A 24581-nucleotide genomic window follows, 5' to 3' on the forward strand; every position below is an offset into this window, starting at 1 on the left:
TCCTGGGCCGGGGTGACTTCGGCGGCGCCCGAGGCGAGCAGCAGCACGGTGTCGTTGGTGGACATACAGCCGTCGGAGTCGACCCGGTCGAAGGTCGTACGGGTCGCGGCGCGCAGGGCCGCGTCAAGACCGGCAGCATCGATGTCGGCGTCCGTGGTCAGGACCACGAGCATCGTGGCCAGCCCGGGCGCCAGCATCCCCGCGCCCTTCGCCATGCCGCCCACCGTCCAGCCGTCACCCTGGACCACGGCCGTCTTGTGCACGGTGTCCGTGGTCTTGATCGCGATGGCGGCCTTCTCACCACCGTGCTCCGAGAGTTCGCCGACCGCCTTGCCGATGCCGGGCAGCAGCCGGTCCATAGGCAGCCGCACACCGATCAGACCCGTGGACGCCACAGCGATCTCGCCCGCGCTCTGCCCCAGCACCTCGGCCGCCTTCTCGGCGGTGGCGCAGGTGTCCCGGAAGCCGTCCGGTCCCGTGCAGGCGTTGGCACCGCCGGAATTGAGGACCACGGCCGAGACCCGGCCGCCCTCCAGAACCTGCTGCGACCACGCCACAGGCGCGGCCTTGACGCGGTTGGCGGTGAAGACGCCCGCGGCGGCCAGGCGCGGACCGCGGTTGACGACCAGTGCCAGGTCGGGGCTGCCGCTCTCCTTGATCCCGGCGGAGATGCCCGCCGCCGTGAATCCCTTCGCTGCCGTGACGCTCACTGCTTCTCCTCGTTCTCGGCTGCGGCCCGGACGTCTCGGGGGTCGCACGGCACCAGCCGCGCGAGCACGGTCGCGATCAGCCTGCGGACGCTCATGGCGCCACCCCCGTGGCCGGCAGGCCCAGTTCCTCGGGGAGACCGAGGGCGATGTTCATGCTCTGCACCGCGCCACCGGCCGTGCCCTTGGTCAGGTTGTCGATCGCGCTCACCACGACGATCCGCCCCGCCGCCTCGTCCAGCGCCACCTGCACCAGCGCGGTGTTGGCGCCGACCACGGCTCCGGTCGTGGGCTGTCGTCCTTCGGGCAGCAGGTGGACGAAGGGCTCGTCCGCGAACGCCTTCTCGTACGCGGCCCGCAGGCTCCCGGCTGTCACGCCGGGCAGTGCCGGGGCCGAGCAGGTGGCGAGGATGCCGCGGGGCATGGGCACGAGGGTGGGGGTGAACGAGACCCTGACGGGCCGTCCGGCGACCGCGGAGAGGTTCTGGACGATCTCGGGCGTGTGCCGGTGGGAGCCGCCCACACCGTAGGCGCCGGCGGAGCCCATGACCTCGGACCCCAGCAGGTGCGGCTTGGCCGCCTTGCCCGCACCCGACGTCCCCGACGCCGCGACGACCACCGCATCCGACCCGGCCAGCCCCGCCGCATACGCCGGGAACAGCGCCAGCGACACCGCCGTCGGGTAGCAACCGGGCACCGCGATACGCCGCGAGCCCCTCAACGCCTCCCGCCCACCCGGCAGCTCCGGCAACCCGTACGGCCACGTCCCGGCATGCGCCGAACCGTAAAACCGCTCCCACTCCCCCGCATCCTCCAACCGGAAGTCCGCACCGCAGTCGATCACCAGCGTCCCGTCACCGAGCTCGGCGGCGACGGCCGCGGACTGACCGTGCGGCAGCGCGAGGAAAACGACGTCGTGCCCGGCGAGGACCTGCGGGGAGGTTTCCTCGAAGACTCTTCCGGCCAGCGGGGCGAGATGGGGCTGCACCTCCCCCACGGGCCGCCCGGCGTTGGACGCGGCGGTCACCGCACCGATCTCGACGTCGGGATGCCCCAGCAGCAGCCGCAGCAATTCACCGCCCGCGTATCCACTCGCGCCCGCCACAGCTGTGCGCACCATGTTCCGTCGTTCCGTCCTTGCGTCGTTCATCGCCAGGGCAGGACGCATCTGCATGGATGCACGCAAATCCGCCCGCCGAAGAAAGGCCGAGCCGGCATCGGATTCCGCGCAGCACTACCACCGCCGTGCAGGGCAAGGCGGTCTCGAAGAGTGCAGGACGACACCCGAAGCGGGACTTAGCTTAGGCTAACCTAACCTGCATCGGGCAAGTGATCGACTTCGTTCGGCGAAAAGATCACATCGGCGGGGTCACACGGTGACGGAGACGCACCTCAGTCGCACTGGGGCGTGGCGCAGAGCTGCCACCGCGCGGCCCACCATCCGCTGGGTATCCCGTTGTTCGGGGCCTCCTCGGCGATCTGCCAGTAGCGGTCGCGGTTCCACTCACGGGCCGTCACCTTCAGCCGCTGGTCGGGCAGTTCGGTGACGGTGCTCGGCTGCCCCAGACCGACATCCGTCTCGGGCACCTTGCCCATCATCTCCGCCGGGTGCCAGACGCCGTCGGAGCTCAGCTGGGTGCGCGACTCCATGGAGCGGTCCGGCTTGCCGGAGGACGCCATGGCTATCAGGGTGCCGTTCGACCTTTTGAAGAGCACGAGGAAGCCGTGGTACGGGGACGGCTGGAGGCCGAAGTTCTCCGGCGTGGACCACTGCCCGCCCGCCGGTCCCTGCACGGAGTGGCAGAAGCCGCCGTGGTCGAGCCAGAACACCTCGAGCCCGCCCGCCGCATTCTCGACTGCGGTCACGAAGCTCGCCTTCGGGCCGACCGTGCCGGCGCTGACCCGCTCCCAGGCCCCGTAGGAGCCCCCGGGCGCCGACTGCGCACGATGCCATACGAACGGCAGGCCTTGCGTGGCAGTGGAGTCGTAGAACACCTGGAACTGATCGACGCGGCCGTCGGCACGGGGAACGGAGACCGGGCTGCCGGACGCGCCGGTGGCGACGCCCTGTGCCCCGGGGTCCATGCTGCAGCCCCCCGACACCGGGGCCCGCGTCGTGGCGGCGGCGCCCTCGACCGCGACCTGCGCCGCGGGTGCCGCAGGCGCGGCGACCAGAGCTCCCGCGCAGGCGACGGCGAGCGCGACAGCAGCACGAGTGACACTCCGGAAGGCTCTCCCCATGGGCCAACACCTACCCCACACAGGCCACTTCACACACGCGTTCGCAATTCCGCTCACCCGGCACGGGCGCATCACGCCGTGAGTGCGCCCCTGACACGTTCCGGGTAACAGGCCGGAGAGAACCGGCCTCGGCGCGCCCGGCCGCCCTCCCGCCCATGCTGTCGGGCGGAACGCGACGTCACCTCCGCTGCAGGCGCCGGAGCCGGGCACCCTCCCGCCCACCACGCCCTCGATCGCGCTCGCCCGGCACGACCCCGTTTCCGGCACGGACACCTCCGCACCCGGACATGACAACGGCACGTGCGTCCGCACGGCCTACGAGGAACAGGGGCCGGACGTCGACATGACGTACGCGGCAGCACCTCCGTACGCGACACAGGAGCCGTAACGCTGTCCTGAACGAAGCCTGGGCGGCGGACCTACCACGCCCCGCAAGAAAGTGGAACCACCTCCTCGGCCCCTTGCCTTCACGCACGGAACCATCGGCCGGAATCTGTCTCTTCCACTTCCTCGGCCGCCGACCGCCGGTGGCGGAGAAGTACGGAGAAGTACGGCGTGCACCGGCGCTGGCCAGTGCGCGTACTCCCCGCCCGTACGGAGGCACGGATTCAGCGCGGGCAGGGGAATGTGCCGGTCCGGACGGGGGGTGCAGAGAGCCCGGCGGCCTCCCCCTCCCGTCGGCCCGTACGCCGGAACCACGACTCCCGCACTCCGCAAGAGCCGCTTCGCGCCACCCGGAGGTCCGCCCGGGTGTCCCGGCCTGCCCGCCCACTCGGCCGGAAACTGCACTATCCGCCCCTCCGCGGCCCGATGAGACTCGACCGGCGTAAGCACCGGGCATCGGCCCGGTTCACACCCGATCCGATCAAGACCGATCACGTGAGGAGTGTGTCGATGTACGCAAAGCTCACCGAGCTGGGCAGTCGCCTGCTCGGGAAGTTCGTGCCCGAGATCGATGCTGCGGCCGCGGAGCTCCTGTCCTGCGGCAACTACCCGGCCTGCTGGCAGTGCAGCGGCAAGTGCGGCTACAACGCCCCCTGCTGGGCCTGCTGCAACTCCAACGGCTGTCCCACGATCGTCTGTCAGTGCTAGCGATCGCGAGAACGGCGCTGAGAGCAGCACCCGGCACAACGCCGAGAACAGCACTCTCCTGCCGACCGGTTGAGAGACCCGGCCGGCGATGACCGACCGCCCCGACCGGGAGCGTCACGACCGCGAGCGTCACGACAACGGCTGGAGGAGGAAACCCAGGTGGGCTATCTGGCAATCGGAATCCAGTGTCTGATCGGCGCGGTCTTCCTCGCCTCGTCCCTCGGCAAGTCAGCGGGGCGAAGAGCGTTCGACCGGTTCGTGGTCTCGGTGGAGGGCATGCGGATCATGCCCTCACGCCGGGCCCGGTCGGTGGCCCGGGCCGTGGTGGCCGCCGAGTGCGCGGTGTGCGTGAGCCTCGCCGTGCCGGTGACGGCCGCCACGGTGGCGGGACTGGTGATCGCGGCGGGACTGCTGGCGGTCTTCACGGCCGCCATCGCGGTCTCCGTACGGCGGGGAGTGCGTACGCCCTGCCGGTGTTTCGGCGCCTCGGCGAGCCCACTGGGGCCGAGACACATCGTGCGCAACCTCGCCCTCACGGCCGCGGCGGTCACCGGCGCGGCGGCCGTCGCCGTGCCCGGGGCGACCACCCCGGGCGGCGCGGCCGTGGCGGTGCTCGGCGGCCTGCTCCTGGGCGGGCTGGTCGCCGCGCTCGACGACATCCTCGATCTGTTCCGGCCCGTCGAGGGCGCTCCGGGCCTCGCCCGCGGCCAGTGATCCCGACCGGCTCGAACCGACTCCGAACCGACTGCGGACTGCGAACCGACTCCGAACAACCGACGCCAAGTGATCCCAGAGGAGACGACTTCCATGCCCGTCCTGATCGCGGCGGTGGTCCTGGTGGGACTGCTCTGTACGCTGGACCTGATCCTCACCCTGGGGGTGATCAAGCGGCTGCGGGAGCACACCGCGATGCTGTCCAAGATGGCCGACGGCAACGCGCCCGGCAGACCGCCCGTCATCAAGGTCGGTGAAGAGGTCGGCGAGTTCCAGGCCGTCTCCGTCGACGGCGAGCTGCTGACCCGCGAGTCGCTGTCCGGCGACACCCTGGTGGCGTTCTTCTCCCCCAGCTGCGGCCCGTGCCACGAGATGCTGCCGAAGTTCGCGGAGTACGCGCGTACGGTGCCCGGCGGCCGGAAGCAGGTGCTGGCCGTGGTGGTCGGCACGCCCGAGCGGGCCAAGGGGCAGGTCGCCGAGCTGAGCCCGGTCGCCCGCGTCGTGGTGCAGGGCAGCGAGCCCGTCCTGACCGACGCCTTCCAGATCATGGGGTTCCCGACGCTGCTCGAGGTCGCCTCGGACGGCGCCGGCAGGCCCGTGATCGCGCGCAACAACGTGAACCTGGATTCCCCCGTCGTAGCCGCATGAACGGGCAGGACCACGGCCGGCACCAGGCAGCCCCCGGTCCGGGGCCGGGCCCTGGACCGGGCCCTGCACCGATGCCCGGCCCGGGCACCGCCCCCGCCGACGCCGCCGGCCTCCCTCCCGCCCGCTCCGCCGGCCCCCGCGCCTCCGCCCGGCGGATCGCCGCGGCCGCCGCGCTGGTGGCGAGCGCGGCCCCCGCGGCCCTCGCGTGCTACCTGGCGCTGACGTTGGTGGCCGGCGCTCTCCCCGTGGTCACCGCCTGGCTGACCAAGCTGATGCTCGACGGTCTGGGCTCGGGCGCCTCCCTGGGCACGCTGCTGGGCCTGGGCGCCGGGCTCGCCGCGGCCGGGGCGGTCATCGCCGTGGTGCCGCAGGTCAGCCAGTACTTGCGGCGCGAGCTCGACCGCAGGGTCGGACTGCTCGCCGACGACCGGCTGTTCACGGCCGTGGAGGGCTTCGCGGGCCTGGGCCGCTTCGAGAACCCGCGCTTCCTGGACCGGCTGCGGCTCGCGCAGAGCTCCGGCGGCGGCATGCCCAACCAGGCCGTCGACGGAGCCGTCGGCATGGCTCGCAGCGCCATCACGATCGGCGGGTTCCTCGGCTCCCTGTCGCTGCTCAGCCCGTGGATGACCGCCCTGGTCCTGGGCGCTGCCGTGCCCACGCTGGTGTCCGAGGTCGCGATGGCACGGCGCAAGGCGCGCACGCTGTGGGAGGTCGGACCGGTCGAGCGGCGGCAGATGTTCTACAGCGAGCTGCTGTCGAGCGTCGAAGCGGCCAAGGAGATACGGCTCTTCGGCATCGGTGCGTTCCTGCGGGGGCGGATGCTGGCCGACCGGCGTACGGCCGACGGCGCCAAGCGCACGGTGGACCGGCGCGAGGCCGTCGTCCAGTCCGGGCTCGGACTGCTGGCCGCGCTCGTCTCCGGCGGCGGGCTGCTGTGGGCGGTGGGCGCCGCGCACTCCGGCACCCTGTCGGCCGGCGACGTCGTCATGTTCGTCGCCGCGGTGGCGGGCATCCAGGGCGCGCTGGCCACCCTGGCGAGCGAAGTGGCCCGCTCGCACCAGGCCCTGCTGATGTTCGACCACTACCTCGTGGTCGCGGGGGCCGGGCCGGACCTGCCCGTGCCCGCCGCACCCGCCCCACTGCCACCGCTGGCCCTCGGCATCGAGCTGCGCGACGTGTGGTTCCGGTACTCCGAGGAGCACCCGTGGGTGCTGCGCGGCGCCAGCCTGCGCCTGCGCCACGGCGAAGTGCTGGCCCTCGTCGGGCTCAACGGCGCCGGCAAGTCCACCCTGGTGAAGCTCCTGTGCCGGTTCTACGACCCCGAGCGCGGCGCGATCCTGTGGGACGGCGTGGACATCCGTACGGTCGACGTGGCGGAGCTGCGGCGGCGCATCGGCGCGGTGTTCCAGGACTACATGCACTACGACATGACGGCGGCGGAGAACATCGCCCTCGGCGATCTCACGGCGCTCGGCGACCGTCCTCGGATCGAGGCGGCCGCGGAGCGCGCCGGCATCCACTCCAGGCTCGCGGGCCTGCCGTACGGGTACGACACGCTGCTGTCGCGGAGGTTCTTCATGGAGTCCGACAAGGACAACCCGGAGACCGGTGTGATCCTCTCCGGCGGCCAGCGCCAGCGGCTGGCGCTCGCCCGCGCGTTCCTGCGGGACCAGCGCGACCTGATGATCCTCGACGAGCCGTCGGCGGGGCTCGACGCCGAGGCGGAGCACGAGATCCACACCGCGCTGCGGCGGCACCGCGGCGAGCGGACCGGCCTCCTCATCTCCCACCGCCTGGGCGCGGTGCGCGACGCCGACGTCATCGCCGTCCTGGAGGACGGCCGCGTCGTGGAACAGGGCCCGCACGCCGAGCTGATCGGCTCCGGCGGCCGCTACGCGCGCCTGTTCGCCCTCCAGGCCGCCGGCTACCGGGCCGAAACCGGTGCCGGGAGCGGCGCCGGGAGCGAGCCCGCGTTCACCGGGGAGCCCCGGTGACGGCCGGGCCCGTGCGGCGGCGGCTGCGCGGCGCGGCCGGGGTCGCAGCAGGTGCCGCGGCGGGCGCGGCGCTGGGCGCGGCCGTATGCCTGACGCGCGGTCTGGTCGTGGTCACCGTCCGCGGCACGAGCATGGCGCCGGCCTTCCGGGACGGCGACCGCGTCCTGGTCCGGCGCGGCCCGCGGCCGGCCGTGGGCCAGGTCGTGGTGGCCGAGCGGCCGGCCGGCGGCGGCACGTGGCCCGCACCGCCGGTACGCCCCGAGGCGGGCACGGCCGGCGTCCACGGCCGCGACTGGCTGATCAAACGCGTGGCCGCGCTCCCCGGCGACCTCGTCCCGCTCGACTGCCTGCCCTCCCCCGCCACGGCGCCCGAGGAGCGCGTACCGCCGGGCAAGGTGATCCTCCTCGGCGACAACGGCCGGGTGAGCTTCGATTCGCGGGAGGTGGGCTACTTCCCGCTGGAGCGCGTCCTGGGAACGGTGCTGCTCCGGCGGTGACCTGCCCGGGCGAGCAGGATCTCACCGCAGGCCGACCTCGCCGGCGGGTCAGGCCTTTTTGACCACGCTGGACTTGAGCTGCATGGCGCCGAATCCGTCGATCTTGCAGTCGATGTCGTGGCCGGCCACGCCCTCCACGAGGCGGATGTTGCGGACCTTGGTTCCTGCCTTGATACCGGTCGGGTGGCCCTTGACCTTCAGGGACTTGATCACCGTGACGGTATCGCCGTCGGCGAGTACGTTGCCGACCGCGTCCCTGATCACGCCGCCCTCGGCGCCGTCTGCGGATTCGGCGGTCGCGGGCGGCCACTCGTGGCCGCATTCGGGGCAGACCAGGAGCGCACCCATCTCATAGGTGTGCACGCTGGAACATTCGGGGCACGGCGGCAGGTTCTCGGTCACCGGGCCACTGTAAGCCTGGACCCGCAAGGATGACGAATTGCAGAAATGTGCAATTCGCTACATGATGGTTTTGCTGTGCCTGCAGGTAGCCGCGGGCACAGCACCAGACGCTGCCTCCGCGCACCGGGCAGGAGGCTCGGTGAGGCGAGAGGCTGAGGTTCCGTGCCGGTTCCGCTGTATCAGGCGAAGGCCGAGTTCTTCCGGATGCTGGGGCACCCGGTCCGTATCCGTGCACTGGAGCTGCTGCAGGACGGGCCGATGCCGGTGCGTGATCTGCTGGCGGCGATCGAGATCGAGCCCTCGGCTCTGTCCCAGCAGCTGGCGGTGCTGCGCCGCTCGGGCATCGTGACCTCCACCCGCACCGGTTCCACGGTCGTCTACGAGCTGGCCGGCGGCGACGTGGCCGAGCTGATGTCCGCCGCGCGCCGCATCCTCACCGAGATGCTCAATGGGCAGCACGAGCTGCTGGAGGAGCTGAGGGAAGCCGAGGTCGGTGCCCGGTGAGCTCCCTTGCCGTCCGGGCGCGGGCCCGGGTGCGTTCCGTGCTGCCCACCCGCGCCGACCTCGCAGGCATGGGCCGCAGCCCGCGCCGTGATCTGCTGGCCGGTCTGACCGTGGCGATCGTGGCCCTGCCACTCGCCCTCGGATTCGGCGTCTCCTCCGGTCTCGGCGCGGAGGCCGGGCTGGCCACCGCGGTGGTGGCGGGCGCGCTGGCCGCGATATTCGGTGGGTCGAATCTCCAGGTGTCCGGGCCCACGGGCGCCATGACCGTGGTCCTGGTGCCCATCGTCGCCCGGTACGGCCCCGGCGGTGTCCTCACGGTCGGCCTGCTCGCCGGACTGATGCTGATCACGCTCGCCCTCGCCCGCGCCGGCCGCTACATGCAATACGTGCCGGCCCCGGTGGTGGAGGGCTTCACCCTCGGCATCGCCTGCGTGATCGGCTTGCAGCAGGTGCCGAACGCCCTGGGAGTCGCCAAGCCGGAGGGCGACAAGGTCCTCGTCGTGACCTGGCGAGCGGTCGAGGCCTTCGCCGAGGAGCCCAACTGGACCGCTGCCGGACTGGCGGCAGCGGTCGCCGCACTCATGCTGATCGGCGCGCGGTGGCGGCCGGCCATCCCCTTCTCCGTCCTCGCGGTCATCGGTGCCACCGTCGTGGCACAGCTGTGCCACCTGGACGCGGCCCGCCCGATCGGGGACCTGCCCGCGGGGCTTCCCGCCCCGTCGCCGGCCTTCCTGGACCTCGGAGCACTGGGCTCGCTGCTGGCGCCCGCCGTGGCCGTGGCGGCCCTGGCCGCGCTGGAATCGCTGCTGTCGGCGTCCGTCGCGGACGGCATGACCGTCGGGCAGAAGCACGACCCCGACAAGGAACTGTTCGGGCAGGGCATCGCCAACCTGGCCGCCCCGCTGTTCGGCGGCGTCCCGGCCACCGGCGCGATAGCCCGCACCGCCGTCAACGTCCGTACAGGCGCGAGCTCGCGACTGGCGGCCCTCACCCACGCCGCGGTCCTCGCCGTCATCGTCTTCGCCGCCGCCCCGCTGGTCTCCCGCATCCCGCTGGCCGCGCTCGCCGGCGTACTGATCGCGACCGCTATCCGCATGGTCGAGGTGGGAAGCCTGCGGGCGATGGCCCGCGCCACGCGTTCCGACGGCCTGGTGCTGATCCTCACGGCGGTCGCCACCGTGGCCCTGGACCTCGTCTACGCCGTCATCGTCGGCCTGCTCGTCGCCGGCGCGCTCGCCCTGCGGGCGGTGGCCAAGCAGGTCCGCCTGGACCAGGTTCCCTTGAAAGCGGACCTGACCGGCGACCACAGCGCCGAGGAGCACGCGCTGCTCACCGAGCACATCGTGGCGTACCGCATCGACGGGCCGCTGTTCTTCGCCGCCGCCCACCGCTTCCTGCTGGAGCTCTCGGAGGTCGCGGACGTGCGCGTGGTGATCCTGCGCATGTCCCGTGTGACCACCATGGACGCCACCGGCGCCCTCGTCCTGAAGGACGCGGTCACCAAGCTGAACCGGCGCGGCATCACCGTCCTGGCCTCCGGCATACGCCCCGGCCAGCGCCACGTCCTCGACTCCGTCGGCGCCCTCGGCCTGCTCCGGGCCGCCACGGGCGACGACTACGCCGGCACCCCCGAAGCCATCGCCGCGGCACGAAGCCACCTGCACGGCGCCGGAGTCCTGCCCCCCGCCCCTGCCGTCCCGGCCCGGGCGCGCTCGCACGCCCCCGCAGCCGTGATCACTGAGGAGTCCTCCCGATGACCACTTCTCGCCCGCTCCGCCGCATGTTCGAGGTCTCCGGTGAGGAGGCCTGGTACCTGCTCGGCGGCGTCTCCCAGGGCCGCATCGTCTACGAGCAGCGGGATGCCGTCGCCGTGCGCCCCGCCTGCCACGTTCTGGAGTACGGCCGGCTGGTCATCCGCACGCCCGCCTCCAGTGCCGCCCTCTTCGGGCGTGTCACCGTCACCTATCACTGCGACTATCTCCACCCCGACACCGGCACCGGCTGGGCGGTGACAGCCGGTGGCCTCGCCGAGGTCATCACGAGCCCGGACGAGGCCGCCCACTACCGCCGCACCCTCCCCGGCTGGGCCCACGGCCCCCACGACACGCTCCTGCGCATCCATCCGCAGACCGTGGCCGCCTTCCGTTTCGCCCACGCCGTCGACGGCTCCGGTGCCGCCGGCGGCACGACCCGGTTCACGGCTTCGTGAAACAGCCCACTGCCCTGGCCGCCCAGGACGCACCCCGGTCCGCGCGGCCCACGCCACGAAGGAGCGGATCTCGTCCGCGTCCGCTGTGTGCGTGGGACGGCTGCCGTCGGCGTGCAGGTACGTGATCTCAATACGCGCGGGAACCGGCGCGCCTTCCGTGGGAGCTCAGGTCGCCGGGGACGCAGAAGCGGGCCAGCATCATCTTGCCGCAGCCGTGCACGGCGGGCTCCGCACTCAACGTGCCGCCGTAGGCGGCGGCCAGATCGGCGACGGTCCGAAGACCGTCCCCCACCGCTGCCGGGGACAGATCAGGAAGACGCGGGTCCTGGTCGGCCACGCCGATGACGAGCTGACCGGCTCCGACCGCGATCGTCACATCCGCTGTAGGGGACTGGTCGGCGGTGTGCCGCACGGCGTTGGCGACCAACTCGCTCACCACCAGCAAAACGGCGCCGACGAAGGCCGAGTCCGGGCGGAGTCCGTACTCCGAAAGCACCGTCGTCGTATCACGCCGTGCCTGCCGCACCGCCTCGGGAACCAGCGGAATCGTCAGAATGCGCCGCCATACAGGCGAAGACGCACCGCCCTCGCACGCTGCCGCCGGCACCATGCGCCTGCGACGCCACGTCACCGCGAAGCCTCCGCCTCGGCGTCACGGAGTTCCTCGAGAAGCTCATTCTGCCCGCTGAGCATCTCGGTGAGAATGCGGCGAGCGGCCCGCATCAGCTCGGCCACGTCGCCGCCGGCGAGTTCATAGACGACCGTGGAGCCGCTACGGGTGGAGGTCACGATGCCCGAGCGGCGCAACACGGCCAGCTGCTGGGACAGGCTGGACGGCTCGATCTCGATCGCGGCCAGCAGATCACGCACGGGCTTCGGCCCGTCCTGGAGCAACTCCAGCACTCGGATACGGACCGGATGCCCGAGCATCCGGAAGAACTCGGCCTTCGCCTGATACAGCGGAACCGGCGCCCTCATCACAGCTCGCCCTCCGTGTCCACACCATGCGCCTCGGCGATACGCAGTGCGTCCTCCAGCTCATCCTCTGCCACGGCCACCGCGTACACGTCACCGGCTTCCCTCGCGGCACCGAGAGCCGCCCGCGCCTGGCTCACCCGACCCCGCGCCGCCTCGACGAACCCGCCCACCCGGACCTCCACATCTGATGCATCTTGGCCACTACGACAACTGGTGAATTGAAGAACTCTTCAAGCCTACCCTCTGGGCGCCCTCGGCCTCCTGTGTTCGACTCCGGACAGCGATACACGCCGTTCTCGGCGGGGAGGGGCAGACCCGGACAAGGCGCCCGGCGCTGAGCGGTTGTACGGGCTGTTGCCGGCCGGGGCGCTTCCCGCGCGTCCACGGCACCTTCACGGGTAATGCACAAAGGTGCTGAGCGCCTCACGCCTCAGGCAGCGACCGGCAAGACCCCGGTCAACTGCCGGCCCTCGGCCCGGCACGCTGTCGGGAAGGCCGGCTTGAGCCCCTGGTTCTGGCCGGCCACGGCCAGTTCGGTGACCAGGGTGAGCCCGAACATGCCCTTCCTCGGCTCAGCAGCCGCAACGTACGGCCGCGGGAGTTCCATCAGCATCTTGCCCGGCTTGCCGGTGCTGGTCGAGGCGTCGAAGAACAGCAGACGCCGGTCGGTGAGGACGACGTACATCTGCCGCGGCCGGATCGTCGCCGTCATGGCGCCGGCGGACAGCAGGCCGACCCGGGACCGGATCGCCGCTTGCCCGCCCCGCACGACCCTCGATGTCAACTTTAGGGTGAGACCCGGCTAGACATACCCTTCGGGAACGGCCTTCACGATGAGCGGGCCCAGTTCGGCGAGGGCGGTCTGGCCGGTGCCGTCACCGCCGTATTCCTTCGGCACGACCACCTCCACGAAGGCCGCGCGGTGGATCGCTATGCAGCGGACACCGCCGTCGGGCAGCCGCACCGGGAACCATTCGATGCCGCCGATCTCCCACGCGGAGGCGTAGCGGTCGAAGCTCTTGGAGCCCACCGTCAGGACGTCGGGGTGCGGTATCCCGCAGCGCAGCACGACCGCCGGGTCGCCCCAGTCCGCGGTGAACTCCGAGACGGGGCCGGAGGTCCCCCGCTCCAGCCCGGCCAGGGCGGCGGGCAGCTCCGCGTGCAGCGCGCGGCAGTGAGCGGCCTCCTGCCCCGTCGGCCTCGGCACGGCACGGGCCGCAGCGCCACCGGTGGACGACGACCCGGCGGCGACGAGGAGCGCCACGACGACGGGCAGGCCGCGTAACCGGCGGATCCAAGGCTGCACCGGGTGCTCCTTCACACATGCAAGCGCGTACAAGTACGCACCAATGAGGCTGAACGGCACTGAAGTGGAACCAACCACACCATCAGGTGCGTATTGACTGGCAACCAGACCGTGCAAGACACAAGGAGAATACGATCTTGAAAAGCATAGGTGCACAGCCCTCCCGCCGCACGGTGCTCACCCTCGGTGCCGGTACGGCGCTGGCCGCGGCCGTGTCCACGGGCGGGACGGCCTACGCATCGACGTCTGCAGGGGACCGGATCTCCCGTCAGCTGCGCGCGCTGGAGGCCGAACACTCCGCCCGCCTCGGGGTGTTCGCCCGCAACATGGTCACCGGCAAGACGGTCGTCCACCGCGCCGACGAGCTGTTCCCCATGTGCTCGACGTTCAAGACGGTCGCCGTCGCAGCCGTCCTGCGGGACCTCGACCACGACGGCACGTTCCTCGCCAAGCGCATCCACTACACCGCCGAGTACGCCAAGGACTCCGGCTACGACGAGGTGACGGGCCGGGAGAAGAACGTCGCCAACGGCATGACCGTCGAGGAGCTCTGCGGCGCCGCCATCTCCTACAGCGACAACGCCGCGGCGAACCTCCTGCTCACCGAGCTGGGCGGCCCGACCGCCGTCACCCGCTTCTGCCGCTCGATCGGGGACGGCACGACGCGCCTCGACCGGTGGGAGCCCAAGCTGAACTCGGCGGAGCCGGACCGGATCACCGACACCACCACCCCCCGCGCCATCGGCCGGACCTACGCACAGCTCGTCCTCGGCAACGCGCTCGACCCGGCGGACCGCAAGCGCCTGACGGGATGGCTGCTGGCCAACACCACCAGCGACCACAAGTTCCGCGCCGGCTTCAAGGGATGGACCGTCGCGGACAAGACCGGCTCCGGAAGCTACGGCACCAGCAACGACGTGGGCGTCGTCTGGACCCCGAAGAGGTCGCCGGTCGTCGTCTCCGTCCTGACGACCAAGCACGAGCCGAAGGCCGCAGGCGACGAGGCTCTCGTGCGCAAGACCGCCGAGCTCCTGGCGCCGCTCCTCGCCTGACGGCCGGCGGCGGTCCCGCACCCCGCCTCAGGGCTGCGGGACCACCGCCACCGGGCACGGGGCGTGGTGTAGGGCCGCGTGCGCCACGTGACCGATCCGCTGGGGTGCGTGAGGCCCGGAGGCGTGGCGCCCGACGACCAGAAGGGCGGCTCGTTCGCAGGCGGACAGCAGCACCTGCGCCGCACTTCCCACTTCGACGTGCTCGACGACCTCCACCTGCGGATGCCGTTCCCGCCACGGCTGGAGGACGTCGGCCAGCCGCTTCCTCTCCAGCGGTTCGAGGCCGCCCGCCTCGTCGGCCAGCCGCATGGACGCCGGGCTCCAGGCGAACACCGGGGGGATCGACCAGGCGCGTACGGCACGCAGGCTCGCTCCCCGCGCGGCCGCGGCCGCGAAGGCGAACTCCAGGACGGCACCGGCCTCTTCCTCCGCCCCGGGCACGCCCACCAGCACCTCCTCCGGGGCGGCGGGGCCGGCGACCGGTTGTCCTCGGCCGCCGACCGGCTCCCCTCGGCCGGCGACCGGCTCCTTCCGGCCGTCGGCCGGATCGCCGTCGCTGCGTACGAGCACGACCGGCCCCCTGGCCTGCCGCAGCACGTGCAGGGCGGTGGACCCGATCAGATAGCCGATCAGCGCCCCGTGGCCGCGCGAGCCGAGAACGAGCATGTCGGCCTCGGTCGCCTCCGCCACGAGCGCCGGGACCGGATCGGCGGGCAGGAGCCGGGCGGTCACCGGCACGCCGGGCCACCGGGCGGTCACCCGGGCCCGTGTCTCCCGCAGCAGCGTCTCGGCCCAGCGCTGCTGCGCCTCGGTGTCCGCGGTGACGGGCAGGTCCAGCGGCTGCCACACCCAGGCGTGAACGAGGCGCAGCTCCATGCCCCGCCGGGCCGCCTCGGCGGCGGCCCAGTCCGCGGCGGCCTTGCCGTGCTCGCTTCCGTCCACGCCAACGGTGATCACGCCGGACACAGGGCCTCCATGGGGCGGGCGACGATTTCTCGATGTGGCCACTGTCCGGCCGTCCCTGCCACTGTCGCAGGGGACGGAAGCCGCGGCCACACGGACGAGTGACTCCGTCTGGACAGCACGGCCCCGTGCGGGATCCCCGCACGTCAGCCGTGTGGCACGACCGCGACGGGGGCGCCTGCATGGTGCAGCACGGCGTGCGTGACGGGCCCCAGGCGCGCGCCGATCACCGAGCGGCGCGCGCGGCGCCCGACGACGAGCAGGGAGGCCGTGGCCGCGGCCTCGGTCAGGTGCTCTCCGGGGCGGCCGACCACGCACTGCTCGTCGACGGGTACGCCGGGGTGCTTGCCGCACCAGGGCCGCAGTGCGTCGGTGAGCGCCACCGCCTCGCGCGTGGCCAGGTCGGTGACGTGCCGCGGGTCGACCGCGGCCGGGTCGTATCCGAACAGGGGCGGCAGGCTCCAGCCGTGCACGACCCGCAGGCGGGCACCGCGGGCCGCGGCCGCCTCGAAGGCGAAGGCGAACAGCTCGTCGCACGGCCGGGAGAGGTCCACGCCGAGGACCACGTCGCCGTACGCCTCCTCCGGGCGGCGTCCGCCGCCCGCGCGCGCCGGCGGCTGCGCTCTCCCGGCCTGCTCCCCCGCCCGTACGAGCACCACCGGCCGCTCGGCGCGGGCGAGGACCGACATGGACACCGACCCCGTCAGGAAGCCGCTCAGGGTGCCGAGCCCCCGGGAGCCGAGCACCAGCACCTCGCCCTCCTTCGCAGCGGCCACCAGCCGCTCGACGGGGCGCCCTTCCACCTGCTCGGTGCGTATCTCCAGGCCGGGGTGCTCCTCGCTCAGCTCCCCGGCCACTTCTCTGAGGAGGGAGCCCGCCCAGCGTGCGGGGTCGAACTCCGCTCCGCTGAGCGCCGCGAGGCCGTAGGAGGGCGTCCAGTCCTCCAGCGCGTGCAGCAGCGTCAGCGGCAGCCCGCGCAGCCGGGCCTCGTGCGCGGCCCACTCGGCGGCGGCGAGCGATTCGGGCGAGCCGTCCAGTCCGGTGATGACGGTAGGGGGCATGGCGTGCTTCCTCCGGGTGAGTACGGGTTCGGCCGGCGCCACCGTCGTGCGGTCCGCGGCGCGTACCCACCGTCTCTCCGCGAGCGCCTGCCCCGCGTGGGCCCAAGGGCCCCCGCTCCCCGGCCGAACGGCCCCGCCACCGCTCCAGGGGGCCTCCTTCGCGGGGCCTCCTTCACGGGAGATTTCGCCTGATCACCTGATCACCTGATCACCTGATCACCTGGCACCTGGCACCTGGCACCTGGCACCTGGCACCTGGCACCTGGTCAGGTGGACCTGCCCGGCTTCGTCAGCGAGCACACGGCCTTCGCTGTCTTGCCGGGGTCGCTCTCCGAGCGCGCGGTGAGGGTGACGGTGCCCTTGCGTTCCGCGCCCGGCTTCGTCGTGACGGCGACGTCGACGGGGACGGAGGCGCCGGAGGCCGCAGTGGTCAGGCGGTTGGGGAGCCAGGCGGACCAGCCGCGCCCGGAGGCGGTGGCGGACAGCCGGTAGACGTCGGAGGACAGCGTGGGGTCGCCCTGCGGGGCGCCCTTGCCGGTGTTGGCGAGGCCGAAGGTGCACACCGCCCGTCCCTTTTCGGGGTCGCTCTTCACCGTGCCGCGGCCGAGTGCAAGGCCGCGGGCCTGCGGTCCCGCCCCGTCCAGGGACTTGACGCCGATGTCGTAGGAGAGCACGCCGGTGGCGTCGCGCTGCACGTTCAGGACGTAGAAGTGCAGCCGGTTGGCCTCGTCGACGTACTCGTAGGAGCTGCCGGAGTCCGCGCCCGCGTGGAAGAGCGCGTCGCTGAGCTGCCGGTAGTCCCCCATGGTGATCTTCTGCGGGGTGCCGTCGGGGCGGGTGAAGTCCGTCAGCCCGATGTCCTCGGGGTGCGCGTCGACGACCCAGGCGAAGGGGGCCCGGTCGGCGTTCTTGGTCTTGCTGAGCAGGACGCCGCTGTCCGGGGTGAAGGAGTCCATGCCCATGCGGTCGACGACCTCGACGGTGTAGTTGTCGTAGCCGCCGCCGTCGCACAGGGGGTCGGTGGTGCGGTCGCAGGCCGGGGACAGGTCACGGCCCATGGTGATGTTGACGCCCGTGAGCCCCTTCTCGCCGGGCGGGGCCGAGCGTGCGGTGACGCGGGCGACGACGAGCCCGGAGTTCTTGAGGGCGTCGCGGTCGAGGCGCAGGACGTTCTTCTCGTCGACGATGCCGAGCTTCATCTTGTCCCGCAGGACGTGCTGGGCACCCATGGAGCCGCCTGCGGTGGCGGGTATCTGCCAGCGGGTGTGCGGTCCGCCGGGGCCGTTGAAGGAGCCGCGCGAGAGCATGCTCCAGATTCCGGTGTAGGCGCGGCTGAGCGGGGTCCCGTATGGGTTGTTGTAGTTGTCGCCGATGCCGAGGATGTGGCTGAGCTCGTGGGCGAAGGTGGCCATGCCGGAGCTCTCGGCCTGGGTGGAGGAGCCGTCCGCGGCGTTGGGCCAGATCCGGGCGGCCGCCTGCCAGGACGTCCACGGCACGTAGCGGGTCTTCGCGGCGTTGAGGCCGGAGGCGATGGGCGACGGGGGTCCCCAGGCGGCCGGCACGTCCTGTGCGGAGCGGAACTTCATCTGCCCGAACTCCTGCCAGGCGGAGGACTCGTCCACGCCGGCGGTGAGGTAGAAGACGAAGTCGAACTCGCCGGGCTTCCCGGCACCAACGGCATCGACCCAGGCCCGTTTGCCGTCGGCGCGGATGTCCTTGCCGCAGGTGTCGCCCACGGGGCACGCGCCGGGGTTCATGCCGGGCTCGATGCCGTACTGGTAGGACTTCCACGGCATGCGGTACACGCCGAAGGAGGTCAGTGCGACGCCGACGCGGCCGCCGGAGTCCTCCATCCAGTACTCGTTGATGGTGTGGCCGTGGTTGAGTGCACCGGGCTTGTTGAGGAAGTCCTCGTAGAACTTCGGGACTTGCGCGCGGGGGATTCCGGAGGCGCTGGGCAGCGGGTTGCCGAACCGTGCGGCACCGGCCGGCTTGCTGACGGAGAACTCCTCGTCGGGGTAGTCCAGGAGGACGAGGGCCCCCTTGAACTTGCGCTGCGTGGGTTTGCGGTCCGGGTCGGCCCAGCTCGTGCCGGGGACGGCACGGTATTCGGCCCAGGTCATGTCGTCGGGGTTGCGCCAGTGCTGCGGATCGATCGGCTGGACGAGGGGCGGGGGCTTACGGAGATCGGCATCGGGCGTCGCCCGGGCGGGGCCCGCGGCGACGGCGGCCACGACGCCGAGGAGGAGGGCGACGACGCTGAGTCGACGCAGTCGACGGACACGTCTGCGGCGCAGGAACACGGCTCACCTCTTGAATTGGCAAGTTCATGACAAGCGCTTGTTCGAGTGTGCCTAGCGGGGCCACGGTAGAGCCGGGGACAGGTGCGACGCCAGAGCGCCTACGGACAGCGGAGTGCCTACGGGTCCCTCGTGACGCCGCCTTCGTCGCAGCCGGGCTGCGACGATGACGACCCCGAGCACGGTCACAGGCACCCCACGGGCTTACGGCACCACGATCCGGTAGGCGCAGAAGCCGAGCACGCCGAGCACACAGGCGATCACCACCCAGGAGCCCAGGCCCGTATGGCGGCGGCTCCCGCGGCCGGACCGTGCCGTCGCGTGCCGGCGGCTCTTCGCGGAGCCCGGGGCCGGGGGCGCGGGGGCGGCGGCGGTGTCGGCGAGGAGACGGCGGCAGGCGGCGGCGAGTTCACTCGTGCCCGCCGACAGCGCCACGACCGCCTCCGAGCGCGCCGGGGCGGTGGTGCCGCCGTCCAGGATGCGGCCCGCGCGGACGAGTATCTCGTCGGCGCCGGCCGCGGGGGCGAGGCTGATCCAGCGCTGGACGTGCTCGCCCCGGATCACCACCTCCCCCGACCGGTCGCGGTAGACGATGTACTCCCGCCACAGCAGGCCGGCCAGCTCTTCCGCGGTCTCTCTCAGTCTCGCCCTCATGCGGTTCCCCCCACGGTTCAGGGCTCACGGCCCATCCGATCGAACAAACGCCGCATTCTAGCTTCGAGGACTGACAGAGGACTGACAGCGGGCGCTCCGCGTGATCAGTAGCGGAAACGGGCCGGAGCGGCCTCCATGTCTCCCCGCCGCCAGGCACCACGCGAGGCGTCGAACAATCGCCTCCGGACCACCGGAGATCTGGTGGTCCGTCAGCGCTTGGGCCAGTGCCACAGCGGCTCGTCGAGCAGGCCTTCGCGGCCTGCGACGTCCGTCTGCCCGAGGCCGTCCTTGACGAGGGCTATCGAGTTGACGTCGAGCCGGTGGCGCCCGGCGCCGGAGCGGAGGGTCTCGGCCAGCTCCGGGGCGTGGGTGACCACCACGATCTGGGTGTCCCGGGTCGCGGTGAGGATCAGGTCGGCCAGCGGGGGCAGCAGGTCCGGGTGGAGGCTGGCCTCCGGCTCGTTGAGGACGAGCAGCGCGGGCGGGCGCGGGGTGAGCAGCGCCGCGGTCCACAGCAGATAGCGCAGTGTGCCGTCGGAGAGCTCGGCCGCGCCGAGCGGGCGCAGCAGGCCGCGCTGGTAGAGCCTGAGCTCGAACCGGCCGCCCTCGCTGACGATCTCCACGCTGCTGCCGGGGAACGCCGCGTCCACGGCGGCGTCCAGGGCCTCGTGGTCGCCGATCTCGCGGATGGTCTGCAGGGCGGCCGCCAGGTCCGCGCCGTCGTGGCCGAGCACCGGGGTGCGGGTGCCGATCTGTGCGCCGCGGGCGGGCGCGTGCGCGTCGGTGCGCACGTGGTCGTAGAACCGCCAGGAGCGCATGTGCTCGCGCAGCCGCAGCAGGTCGGGGGCGAGCTGCGGGTCGGCGAGCTCGCTGAGCATGCTGTCGTAGGGGCGGACGGCGTTCACGGAGTCGTGCCAGGTGCCGTTCGCGGTGCGGGTGCGCACGGCGGGCCCGGAACGGTCGGAGAGCAGTGCGGACGGGCGCAGCACGGGGCCCGCCCAGGTGCACTCCCGCTTGATCTCGGGGTCCAGGTTGAACATGGACGGCGCGCCAGTGCTGCCGGAGGCCGGTATCGGGTGCCCGAAGTCGACCGCGTAGCCGAATTCGTCCCCGGCGAACCCGAGGCGCAGGCTGGCCGCCGGGGAGCGTCCGCTGCCCTTGCGCTCCCCGGCCCACAGCGTCGAGGCCAGCCCGCCCTCACGCGCCAGCGCCGCGACCGCACCCCCGCGCGCCGAGTCGGCGAGCAGCCGCAGCGCCCGGTAGAGGCTGGACTTGCCGGTGGCGTTCGCCCCGGTGATCACGTTGAGCCGGCCCAGGGGGACGATCAGCCGGCGCAGGGAGCGGTAGTTCTCGACGGCGACAGTGGTGAGCATGGGACCTCTCGGCGCATCGCGGTGGATCTTTCGTTCAGTCTGCCAAGGGGGTCTGACATCGGCCCGGCGGGCGAGCGGCCGGTGGGTCGAACCACAGGTGGACCTGGCCGGTCCCGATCCCGTTCTCGTACGTGCCGAACCGGCGGCCGCGCGCCCCGCACGCCTCGCCGCCCAGTGCACCCGCCAGCATCAGGTAGTGGCCGAAGCGCCCCTCGGGCGCGTACCGCAGGTACTCCGGCATGGTCCGGATCACCCGGTCGTGCCGGCCCGCCTCCAGCCACGCGATCCGCTGCTCGTCCGCCGCGCGCGCCTCGGCGGTGACGATGTTGACGGGGTCCCCGGCCATGCGGTTGCGCAGTTCGGACAGCGGCCAGAAGCGGTGGGAGAGGCCGCCCGAGGCGAGCAGCAGCACCTTGCGGTCGAGGCCGCCGACCGCTTCTCCCACGATCTCGCCGATCCTGAGGAAGTCCTCGGTGGTCGCCGTCTGGCAGACGGAGACGGACACCCAGGGTTTTCCTGCTGCTCTGCCCACGCCCCGGCCGAGGTACGTCCAGAGGTTGAGCGTCGCGTAGTGGATCGGCAGGTGCGGGTCGTCGTTGGCGGCGACCCACACCTTCCTCTCCTCCGCCAGGGCGGCGACCGCGTGGGCCAGTTCCGGGTCGCCGGGGAGGTCGTACGGGAGCCCGCTGATCGCGGCCGGCATCTCGTCCGAGGTGAACAGGCCCGTACGGCGCGGGTGGGCGGTGATGACCGCCTCGGTCGTCGTCGCCCAGTGGGAGTCGAAGACCACCACCGTGTCGTAGTCGGCCGTGTCGATGACGTCGCGCCGGAGCTGCTCCAGGCCGGTCGCGAGCGTGAAGTCGCTGCCGCCGTTGGCCTCGATCCGGGCGGGCTCGGGGAACATGATGACGGGCGCGTGCGAGAGCAGGCCCGCACCGGTGATGTCGCCCATGGGCGGTCTCCTTATACGGGTTTACGGGTTTACGGGTTTACGGGTTTACGGGACGAGGAGGAGCTTTCCGGAGGTGCGGCGGGAGGCCAGGTCGGTGTGTGCGCGGTGCGCCTCGGCGAGGGGGTACGTCCCCGCCACGGTGAACGTCAGCGTGCCGTCGGCGATGCCCCGGAACACCTCGCCCGCGCGCCGCTCGAACTCCTCGGCGGTGGCCCGGAAGTGCTCCAGGTAGGGCCGGGTCAGGGTCAGCGAGCCGCCCCACAGCAGCCGCATCACGTCGACGGGCGGCACGGCGCCGCTGGCGCCCCCGAAGAGGACCAGCGTGCCGCGGGTGCGCAGCGAGGCGAGGCTCGCGTCGAAGGTGGCGGCGCCGACGCCGTCGTAGACCGCATGGACGCCCTCCCCGCCCGTGAGCGCGCGGACCTCGGCGGCCAGGTCGTCGGTCTCGGTGTAGCGGAGGACTTCGTCGGCGCCGTTGGCGCGGGCGGTGCGCTCCTTCTCCTCCGTGGAGACCGTGCCGATGACGCGGACGCCGCGCCGCTTGAGCATCTGGGTGAGCAGCAGGCCCACACCCCCGGCGGCGGCGTGGACGAGGACCGTCTCGCCCTCCCGGGCCGGGTAGGAGTCGTGGGCGAGGAAGTGGGCGGTCATGCCGTGGACGAGTACGCCGCCGGCCGTCCGCAGGTCGATGGCGTCGGGCACGACGATGGCCTTGTCCTCGGGTACGAGGACCCGTTCGGCGTAGCTGCCGAGGACGGTCGTCCAGGCGACGCGGTCGCCGGGCGCGAAACGGGTGACGCCGGGGCCGACGGCCCGGACGATGCCGGAGCCCTCCTCGCCGGGCACGCAGGGGACGGGCAGCGGGTAGCGGCCCTCGCGCCGGTAGAGGTCGATGAAGTTCACTCCGGCCGCGGCGAGCTCGACGAGGATCTGTCCTTCGCCGGGCTGCCCGGGGTCGGGCTTCTCCACGTAGAGCTGGACCTCGGGTCCGCCGGTCTCCCGGATCTCGATCGCGTGCATCAGTGCACTCCCTTCACATCAATCAGTCCGACGTCATATGTGCGCAGCCAATCGTCCATCCGGACCGTGGACTCCACGAGGATCCGCTCGAACTCGGAGAGACTGCCGGTGGCCGTCTTGGCGGTCATCCGCCGCACCGCGTCGCCGTCGAGGAACGGGCTGAGCGGTGCGTCCCCGTCGCCCGCCGCGGCGGCGAGGCCGGTGATGAGGGACCGGTCGTAGGCGGGGTCCTGGATGGACGGGTAGGCGGCCTTCTTGCGGCGCAGCACCGACTGCGGCAGGAGGTCGGAGGCGGCTTCCCGCAGCAGCGCCTTCTCCTGGCCGCTGAAGGTCTTCATCTCCCAGGGGACGTTGAAGACGTACTCGACGAGGCGGTGGTCGCAGAACGGCACCCGGCCCTCCAGTCCGCTGGCCATGCCCATGCGGTCCTTCTTGTCGAGGAGGATGGGCAGCCAGCGGGTCAGGGTCAGGTAGCCGAGCTCGCGGGTGCGCCGCTCCGCGGCGTTCTCGGTGTCTTCGCCGTCGAGGACGGGGACCTCGGCGAGCGCCGTGCGGTAGAGGTCGGCCTCGTACTCCGCGAGGTCGATCCCGTCGATGAACCAGGGGTGGAACAGCGACCGCGGGTCGAGGCCTCTGTGGGCGCCCAGCTTGAGCCAGGGGAAGGTCTCGGCCCGCCGCGCCTCGGGGTCGGAGAACCACAGGTAGCCGCCGAAGACCTCGTCCGCGCCCTCCCCGGAGAGCGCCACCGTGGCGTGCTGCCGGACGGCGGCGAAGAGCAGGTAGAGCGAGACGTCGAGGTCGGCGAAGTTGAAGGGCAGGTCCCACGCGCCGAGGACGGTGCGGCGGACGGCCGGGTCGAGCAGGCGGGCGCGGTCGAGGACGATCGCGTGGTGGTCGCTGCCGACGTGCCGGGCGACTTCGAGGGCGTAGGGGCCGTCGGGGGTGGGGCGGATGGCGTCGGCCTTGAAGTTCTCGGTGTGGCCGGTGAAGTCGACGGAGAAGGTGGACAGACGGTCGCCGTCGGCGGCGCGCGCCCGGGCCGCGAGGGCGGTGACCGTGCTGGAGTCGAGTCCTCCGGACAGCAGCGAGACCAGGGGCACGTCCGCGACCATCTGCCGGGGGACGATGTCGTCGAGCAGCTCGCGGACGGTGGCCACGGTGGTGGGCAGGTCGTCGGTGTGGGGGCGGGCCTCCAGGGCCCAGTAGCGCTCCTCCGTGATCCCGTCGCGGCCGGCCCGCAGCAGGTGGCCGGGCTTCAGTTCGCGCATGCCGCGGAAGGGCACGCGCCCGGGCGTGCGCAGGAACAGCAGCGCGTCGCACAGCTCCTCCGCGGAGGCGCAGGCGTCGGCGGCCAGGGGGTTGGCGAGGACGGCCTTGGGCTCGGAGCCGAAGAGCAGGCCGTCGGCCGTGGGGTGGTAGAAGAGCGGCTTGACGCCCAGCCGGTCCCGTACGAGGAGCAGTTCCTCGCGGGCGGTGTCCCAGACGGCGATGGAGTACATGCCGTTGAGGCGGCGGGCGAAGTCCGTGCCCCACTGCAGGTAGGCGCGCAGGGCCACCTCGGTGTCGCTGCGGGTGGTGAACCGGTGCCCGAGGAGGACGAGTTCCTCGCGCAGCTCGCGGAAGTTGTAGATCTCGCCGCCGTAGGAGATCACGGCGCGGGGCCGGTCGCCGCCGGGGCCGGGCTCCGGGGTGCGCATGGGCTGCGTCCCGTGCTCCAGGTCGATGACGGCGAGCCGCCGGTGTCCCAGGGCGGCGTGGGTGTCCAGCCATACGCCGCGGGCGTCCGGCCCGCGCGCGGCCAGGGTGTCGGTCATGGCGTCCACGGTCCGCTGTTCGGCCGTGAGGTCGCGGGTGAAGGCGACCCAGCCGGTGATGCCGCACATGGTCGTGCTCCGTTCTCAGTCGGTGTGGGCG

General features: G+C 72.3%; 26 protein-coding genes. 9 read left to right on the forward strand and 17 right to left on the reverse strand.

What is annotated here, in order from left to right; genetic code table 11:
* The 3 genes from IE241_RS30790 to IE241_RS30800 all read right to left on the reverse strand — a co-directional run.
* Positions 1 to 710: bifunctional ornithine acetyltransferase/N-acetylglutamate synthase (locus IE241_RS30790; protein ID WP_190025155.1), on the reverse strand; the 710-nt coding region annotated here is incomplete at its 3' end.
* A gap of 91 nt (positions 711 to 801) precedes the next feature.
* Positions 802 to 1827, reverse strand: coding sequence for an N-acetyl-gamma-glutamyl-phosphate reductase (gene argC, locus IE241_RS30795; protein WP_190025156.1), 1026 nt, complete (start codon positions 1825 to 1827; stop codon positions 802 to 804).
* Positions 1828 to 2099: 272 nt separating this feature from the next.
* Positions 2100 to 2948, reverse strand: a complete 849-nt coding sequence (locus IE241_RS30800; protein WP_190025157.1) for a PLL family lectin — start codon at positions 2946 to 2948, stop codon at positions 2100 to 2102.
* Between the two features lie 894 nt (positions 2949 to 3842).
* On the opposite strand from IE241_RS30800, the gene IE241_RS30805 reads away from it, so the two are divergent.
* The 5 genes from IE241_RS30805 to IE241_RS30825 all read left to right on the forward strand — a co-directional run bounded on the left by IE241_RS30805 (position 3843) and on the right by IE241_RS30825 (position 7893).
* Positions 3843 to 4040: a hypothetical protein gene (locus tag IE241_RS30805; protein WP_190025158.1), complete on the forward strand. Its 198-nt coding sequence runs from the start codon at positions 3843 to 3845 to the stop codon at positions 4038 to 4040.
* Positions 4041 to 4199: 159 nt separating this feature from the next.
* Positions 4200 to 4754, forward strand: a complete 555-nt coding sequence (locus tag IE241_RS30810) for a MauE/DoxX family redox-associated membrane protein (protein ID WP_190025159.1) — start codon at positions 4200 to 4202, stop codon at positions 4752 to 4754.
* A 93-nt stretch (positions 4755 to 4847) separates the two neighbouring features.
* Positions 4848 to 5402, forward strand: a complete 555-nt coding sequence (locus IE241_RS30815) for a TlpA family protein disulfide reductase (RefSeq protein ID WP_190025160.1) — start codon at positions 4848 to 4850, stop codon at positions 5400 to 5402.
* Positions 5403 to 5473: 71 nt separating this feature from the next.
* Positions 5474 to 7396 (forward strand): ABC transporter ATP-binding protein, encoded by a 1923-nt coding sequence (locus IE241_RS30820; protein WP_190025161.1) that lies wholly within the window; start codon positions 5474 to 5476, stop codon positions 7394 to 7396.
* Complete coding sequence (locus IE241_RS30825) at positions 7393 to 7893, forward strand: S26 family signal peptidase (protein WP_229900080.1); 501 nt, start codon at positions 7393 to 7395, stop codon at positions 7891 to 7893. Before IE241_RS30820 ends, IE241_RS30825 begins: the two co-directional genes overlap by 4 nt.
* Before the next feature lie 48 nt (positions 7894 to 7941).
* Here the strand turns inward: IE241_RS30825 and IE241_RS30830 are convergent, their stop codons facing one another.
* Complete coding sequence (locus IE241_RS30830) at positions 7942 to 8295, reverse strand: zinc ribbon domain-containing protein YjdM (protein ID WP_190025162.1); 354 nt, start codon at positions 8293 to 8295, stop codon at positions 7942 to 7944.
* 162 nt (positions 8296 to 8457) lie between these two features.
* Here IE241_RS30830 and IE241_RS30835 point away from each other — a divergent pair, with 162 nt between their 5' ends.
* The 3 genes from IE241_RS30835 (at position 8458) to IE241_RS30845 (ending at position 11008) form a co-directional block, all read left to right on the forward strand.
* Positions 8458 to 8799: an ArsR/SmtB family transcription factor gene (locus IE241_RS30835; protein WP_190025163.1), complete on the forward strand. Its 342-nt coding sequence runs from the start codon at positions 8458 to 8460 to the stop codon at positions 8797 to 8799.
* Positions 8800 to 8867: 68 nt separating this feature from the next.
* Positions 8868 to 10556, forward strand: coding sequence for a SulP family inorganic anion transporter (locus IE241_RS30840; RefSeq protein WP_373300809.1), 1689 nt, complete (start codon positions 8868 to 8870; stop codon positions 10554 to 10556).
* Positions 10553 to 11008: a pyridoxamine 5'-phosphate oxidase family protein gene (locus IE241_RS30845; protein WP_190025165.1), complete on the forward strand. Its 456-nt coding sequence runs from the start codon at positions 10553 to 10555 to the stop codon at positions 11006 to 11008. Before IE241_RS30840 ends, IE241_RS30845 begins: the two co-directional genes overlap by 4 nt.
* 127 nt (positions 11009 to 11135) lie before the next feature.
* Here IE241_RS30845 and IE241_RS30850 read toward each other — a convergent pair whose 3' ends face one another.
* The 5 genes from IE241_RS30850 to IE241_RS30870 all read right to left on the reverse strand — a co-directional run bounded on the left by IE241_RS30850 (position 11136) and on the right by IE241_RS30870 (position 13292).
* Entirely contained in the window at positions 11136 to 11618 is a 483-nt protein-coding gene (locus IE241_RS30850) for an ATP-binding protein (protein ID WP_268254441.1), read from the reverse strand.
* Positions 11619 to 11635: 17 nt separating this feature from the next.
* Positions 11636 to 11986 carry an ArsR/SmtB family transcription factor gene (locus IE241_RS30855; protein WP_190025166.1) on the reverse strand — a complete coding sequence of 117 codons (351 nt, stop codon included), beginning with the start codon at positions 11984 to 11986 and terminating at the stop codon, positions 11636 to 11638.
* Positions 11986 to 12168: a hypothetical protein gene (locus IE241_RS30860; RefSeq protein WP_190025251.1), complete on the reverse strand. Its 183-nt coding sequence runs from the start codon at positions 12166 to 12168 to the stop codon at positions 11986 to 11988. Before IE241_RS30860 ends, IE241_RS30855 begins: the two co-directional genes overlap by 1 nt.
* Before the next feature lie 248 nt (positions 12169 to 12416).
* Entirely contained in the window at positions 12417 to 12698 is a 282-nt protein-coding gene (locus IE241_RS30865; RefSeq protein ID WP_190025167.1) for a hypothetical protein, read from the reverse strand.
* Positions 12699 to 12788: 90 nt separating this feature from the next.
* Positions 12789 to 13292 carry a DUF3515 domain-containing protein gene (locus IE241_RS30870; protein ID WP_190025168.1) on the reverse strand — a complete coding sequence of 168 codons (504 nt, stop codon included), beginning with the start codon at positions 13290 to 13292 and terminating at the stop codon, positions 12789 to 12791.
* Between the two features lie 134 nt (positions 13293 to 13426).
* Here IE241_RS30870 and bla point away from each other — a divergent pair, with 134 nt between their 5' ends.
* A complete protein-coding gene (gene bla, locus IE241_RS30875) occupies positions 13427 to 14344 on the forward strand; it encodes a class A beta-lactamase (protein WP_373300810.1) in 918 nt (305 codons plus the stop codon).
* Between the two features lie 27 nt (positions 14345 to 14371).
* Here bla and IE241_RS30880 read toward each other — a convergent pair whose 3' ends face one another.
* The 8 genes from IE241_RS30880 to asnB form a co-directional block, all read right to left on the reverse strand.
* Positions 14372 to 15310, reverse strand: coding sequence for a universal stress protein (locus IE241_RS30880; RefSeq protein WP_190025170.1), 939 nt, complete (start codon positions 15308 to 15310; stop codon positions 14372 to 14374).
* Between the two features lie 143 nt (positions 15311 to 15453).
* Complete coding sequence (locus IE241_RS30885) at positions 15454 to 16368, reverse strand: universal stress protein (RefSeq protein WP_190025171.1); 915 nt, start codon at positions 16366 to 16368, stop codon at positions 15454 to 15456.
* 266 nt (positions 16369 to 16634) lie between these two features.
* Positions 16635 to 18671, reverse strand: a complete 2037-nt coding sequence (locus IE241_RS30890) for a M6 family metalloprotease domain-containing protein (protein ID WP_229900084.1) — start codon at positions 18669 to 18671, stop codon at positions 16635 to 16637.
* Positions 18672 to 18872: 201 nt separating this feature from the next.
* A complete protein-coding gene (locus IE241_RS30895; protein WP_190025172.1) occupies positions 18873 to 19322 on the reverse strand; it encodes a hypothetical protein in 450 nt (149 codons plus the stop codon).
* A 209-nt stretch (positions 19323 to 19531) separates the two neighbouring features.
* Entirely contained in the window at positions 19532 to 20695 is a 1164-nt protein-coding gene (locus tag IE241_RS30900) for an AAA family ATPase (RefSeq protein ID WP_190025173.1), read from the reverse strand.
* Between the two features lie 34 nt (positions 20696 to 20729).
* Positions 20730 to 21647 (reverse strand): DODA-type extradiol aromatic ring-opening family dioxygenase, encoded by a 918-nt coding sequence (locus IE241_RS30905; RefSeq protein ID WP_190025174.1) that lies wholly within the window; start codon positions 21645 to 21647, stop codon positions 20730 to 20732.
* Between the two features lie 45 nt (positions 21648 to 21692).
* Positions 21693 to 22667 (reverse strand): quinone oxidoreductase family protein, encoded by a 975-nt coding sequence (locus IE241_RS30910; RefSeq protein ID WP_190025175.1) that lies wholly within the window; start codon positions 22665 to 22667, stop codon positions 21693 to 21695.
* Complete coding sequence (gene asnB, locus IE241_RS30915) at positions 22667 to 24550, reverse strand: asparagine synthase (glutamine-hydrolyzing) (protein ID WP_190025176.1); 1884 nt, start codon at positions 24548 to 24550, stop codon at positions 22667 to 22669. Before asnB ends, IE241_RS30910 begins: the two co-directional genes overlap by 1 nt.
* Positions 24551 to 24581: the final 31 nt, after the last annotated feature.

Source organism: Streptomyces hiroshimensis, from assembly GCF_014650335.1.
In the GTDB taxonomy this organism is placed as follows: Bacteria; Actinomycetota; Actinomycetes; order Streptomycetales; family Streptomycetaceae; genus Streptomyces; species Streptomyces hiroshimensis.

Bases quoted from the DNA above. Each gene is read 5' to 3' on its own strand.
- argC (WP_190025156.1), bottom strand. From the start codon at position 1,827: ATGGTGCGCACAGCTGTGGCGGGCGCGAGTGGATACGCGGGCGGTGAA.
- IE241_RS30800 (WP_190025157.1), bottom strand. From the start codon at position 2,948: ATGGGGAGAGCCTTCCGGAGTGTCACTCGTGCTGCTGTCGCGCTCGCC.
- IE241_RS30805 (WP_190025158.1), top strand. From the start codon at position 3,843: ATGTACGCAAAGCTCACCGAGCTGGGCAGTCGCCTGCTCGGGAAGTTC.
- IE241_RS30815 (WP_190025160.1), top strand. From the start codon at position 4,848: ATGCCCGTCCTGATCGCGGCGGTGGTCCTGGTGGGACTGCTCTGTACG.
- IE241_RS30820 (WP_190025161.1), top strand. From the start codon at position 5,474: ATGCCCGGCCCGGGCACCGCCCCCGCCGACGCCGCCGGCCTCCCTCCC.
- IE241_RS30840 (WP_373300809.1), top strand. From the start codon at position 8,868: ATGGGCCGCAGCCCGCGCCGTGATCTGCTGGCCGGTCTGACCGTGGCG.
- IE241_RS30845 (WP_190025165.1), top strand. From the start codon at position 10,553: ATGACCACTTCTCGCCCGCTCCGCCGCATGTTCGAGGTCTCCGGTGAG.
- IE241_RS30850 (WP_268254441.1), bottom strand. From the start codon at position 11,618: ATGGTGCCGGCGGCAGCGTGCGAGGGCGGTGCGTCTTCGCCTGTATGG.
- IE241_RS30855 (WP_190025166.1), bottom strand. From the start codon at position 11,986: ATGAGGGCGCCGGTTCCGCTGTATCAGGCGAAGGCCGAGTTCTTCCGG.
- IE241_RS30865 (WP_190025167.1), bottom strand. From the start codon at position 12,698: ATGACGGCGACGATCCGGCCGCGGCAGATGTACGTCGTCCTCACCGAC.
- IE241_RS30885 (WP_190025171.1), bottom strand. From the start codon at position 16,368: ATGCCCCCTACCGTCATCACCGGACTGGACGGCTCGCCCGAATCGCTC.
- IE241_RS30895 (WP_190025172.1), bottom strand. From the start codon at position 19,322: ATGAGGGCGAGACTGAGAGAGACCGCGGAAGAGCTGGCCGGCCTGCTG.
- IE241_RS30900 (WP_190025173.1), bottom strand. From the start codon at position 20,695: ATGCTCACCACTGTCGCCGTCGAGAACTACCGCTCCCTGCGCCGGCTG.
- IE241_RS30905 (WP_190025174.1), bottom strand. From the start codon at position 21,647: ATGGGCGACATCACCGGTGCGGGCCTGCTCTCGCACGCGCCCGTCATC.
- IE241_RS30910 (WP_190025175.1), bottom strand. From the start codon at position 22,667: ATGCACGCGATCGAGATCCGGGAGACCGGCGGACCCGAGGTCCAGCTC.
- asnB (WP_190025176.1), bottom strand. From the start codon at position 24,550: ATGTGCGGCATCACCGGCTGGGTCGCCTTCACCCGCGACCTCACGGCC.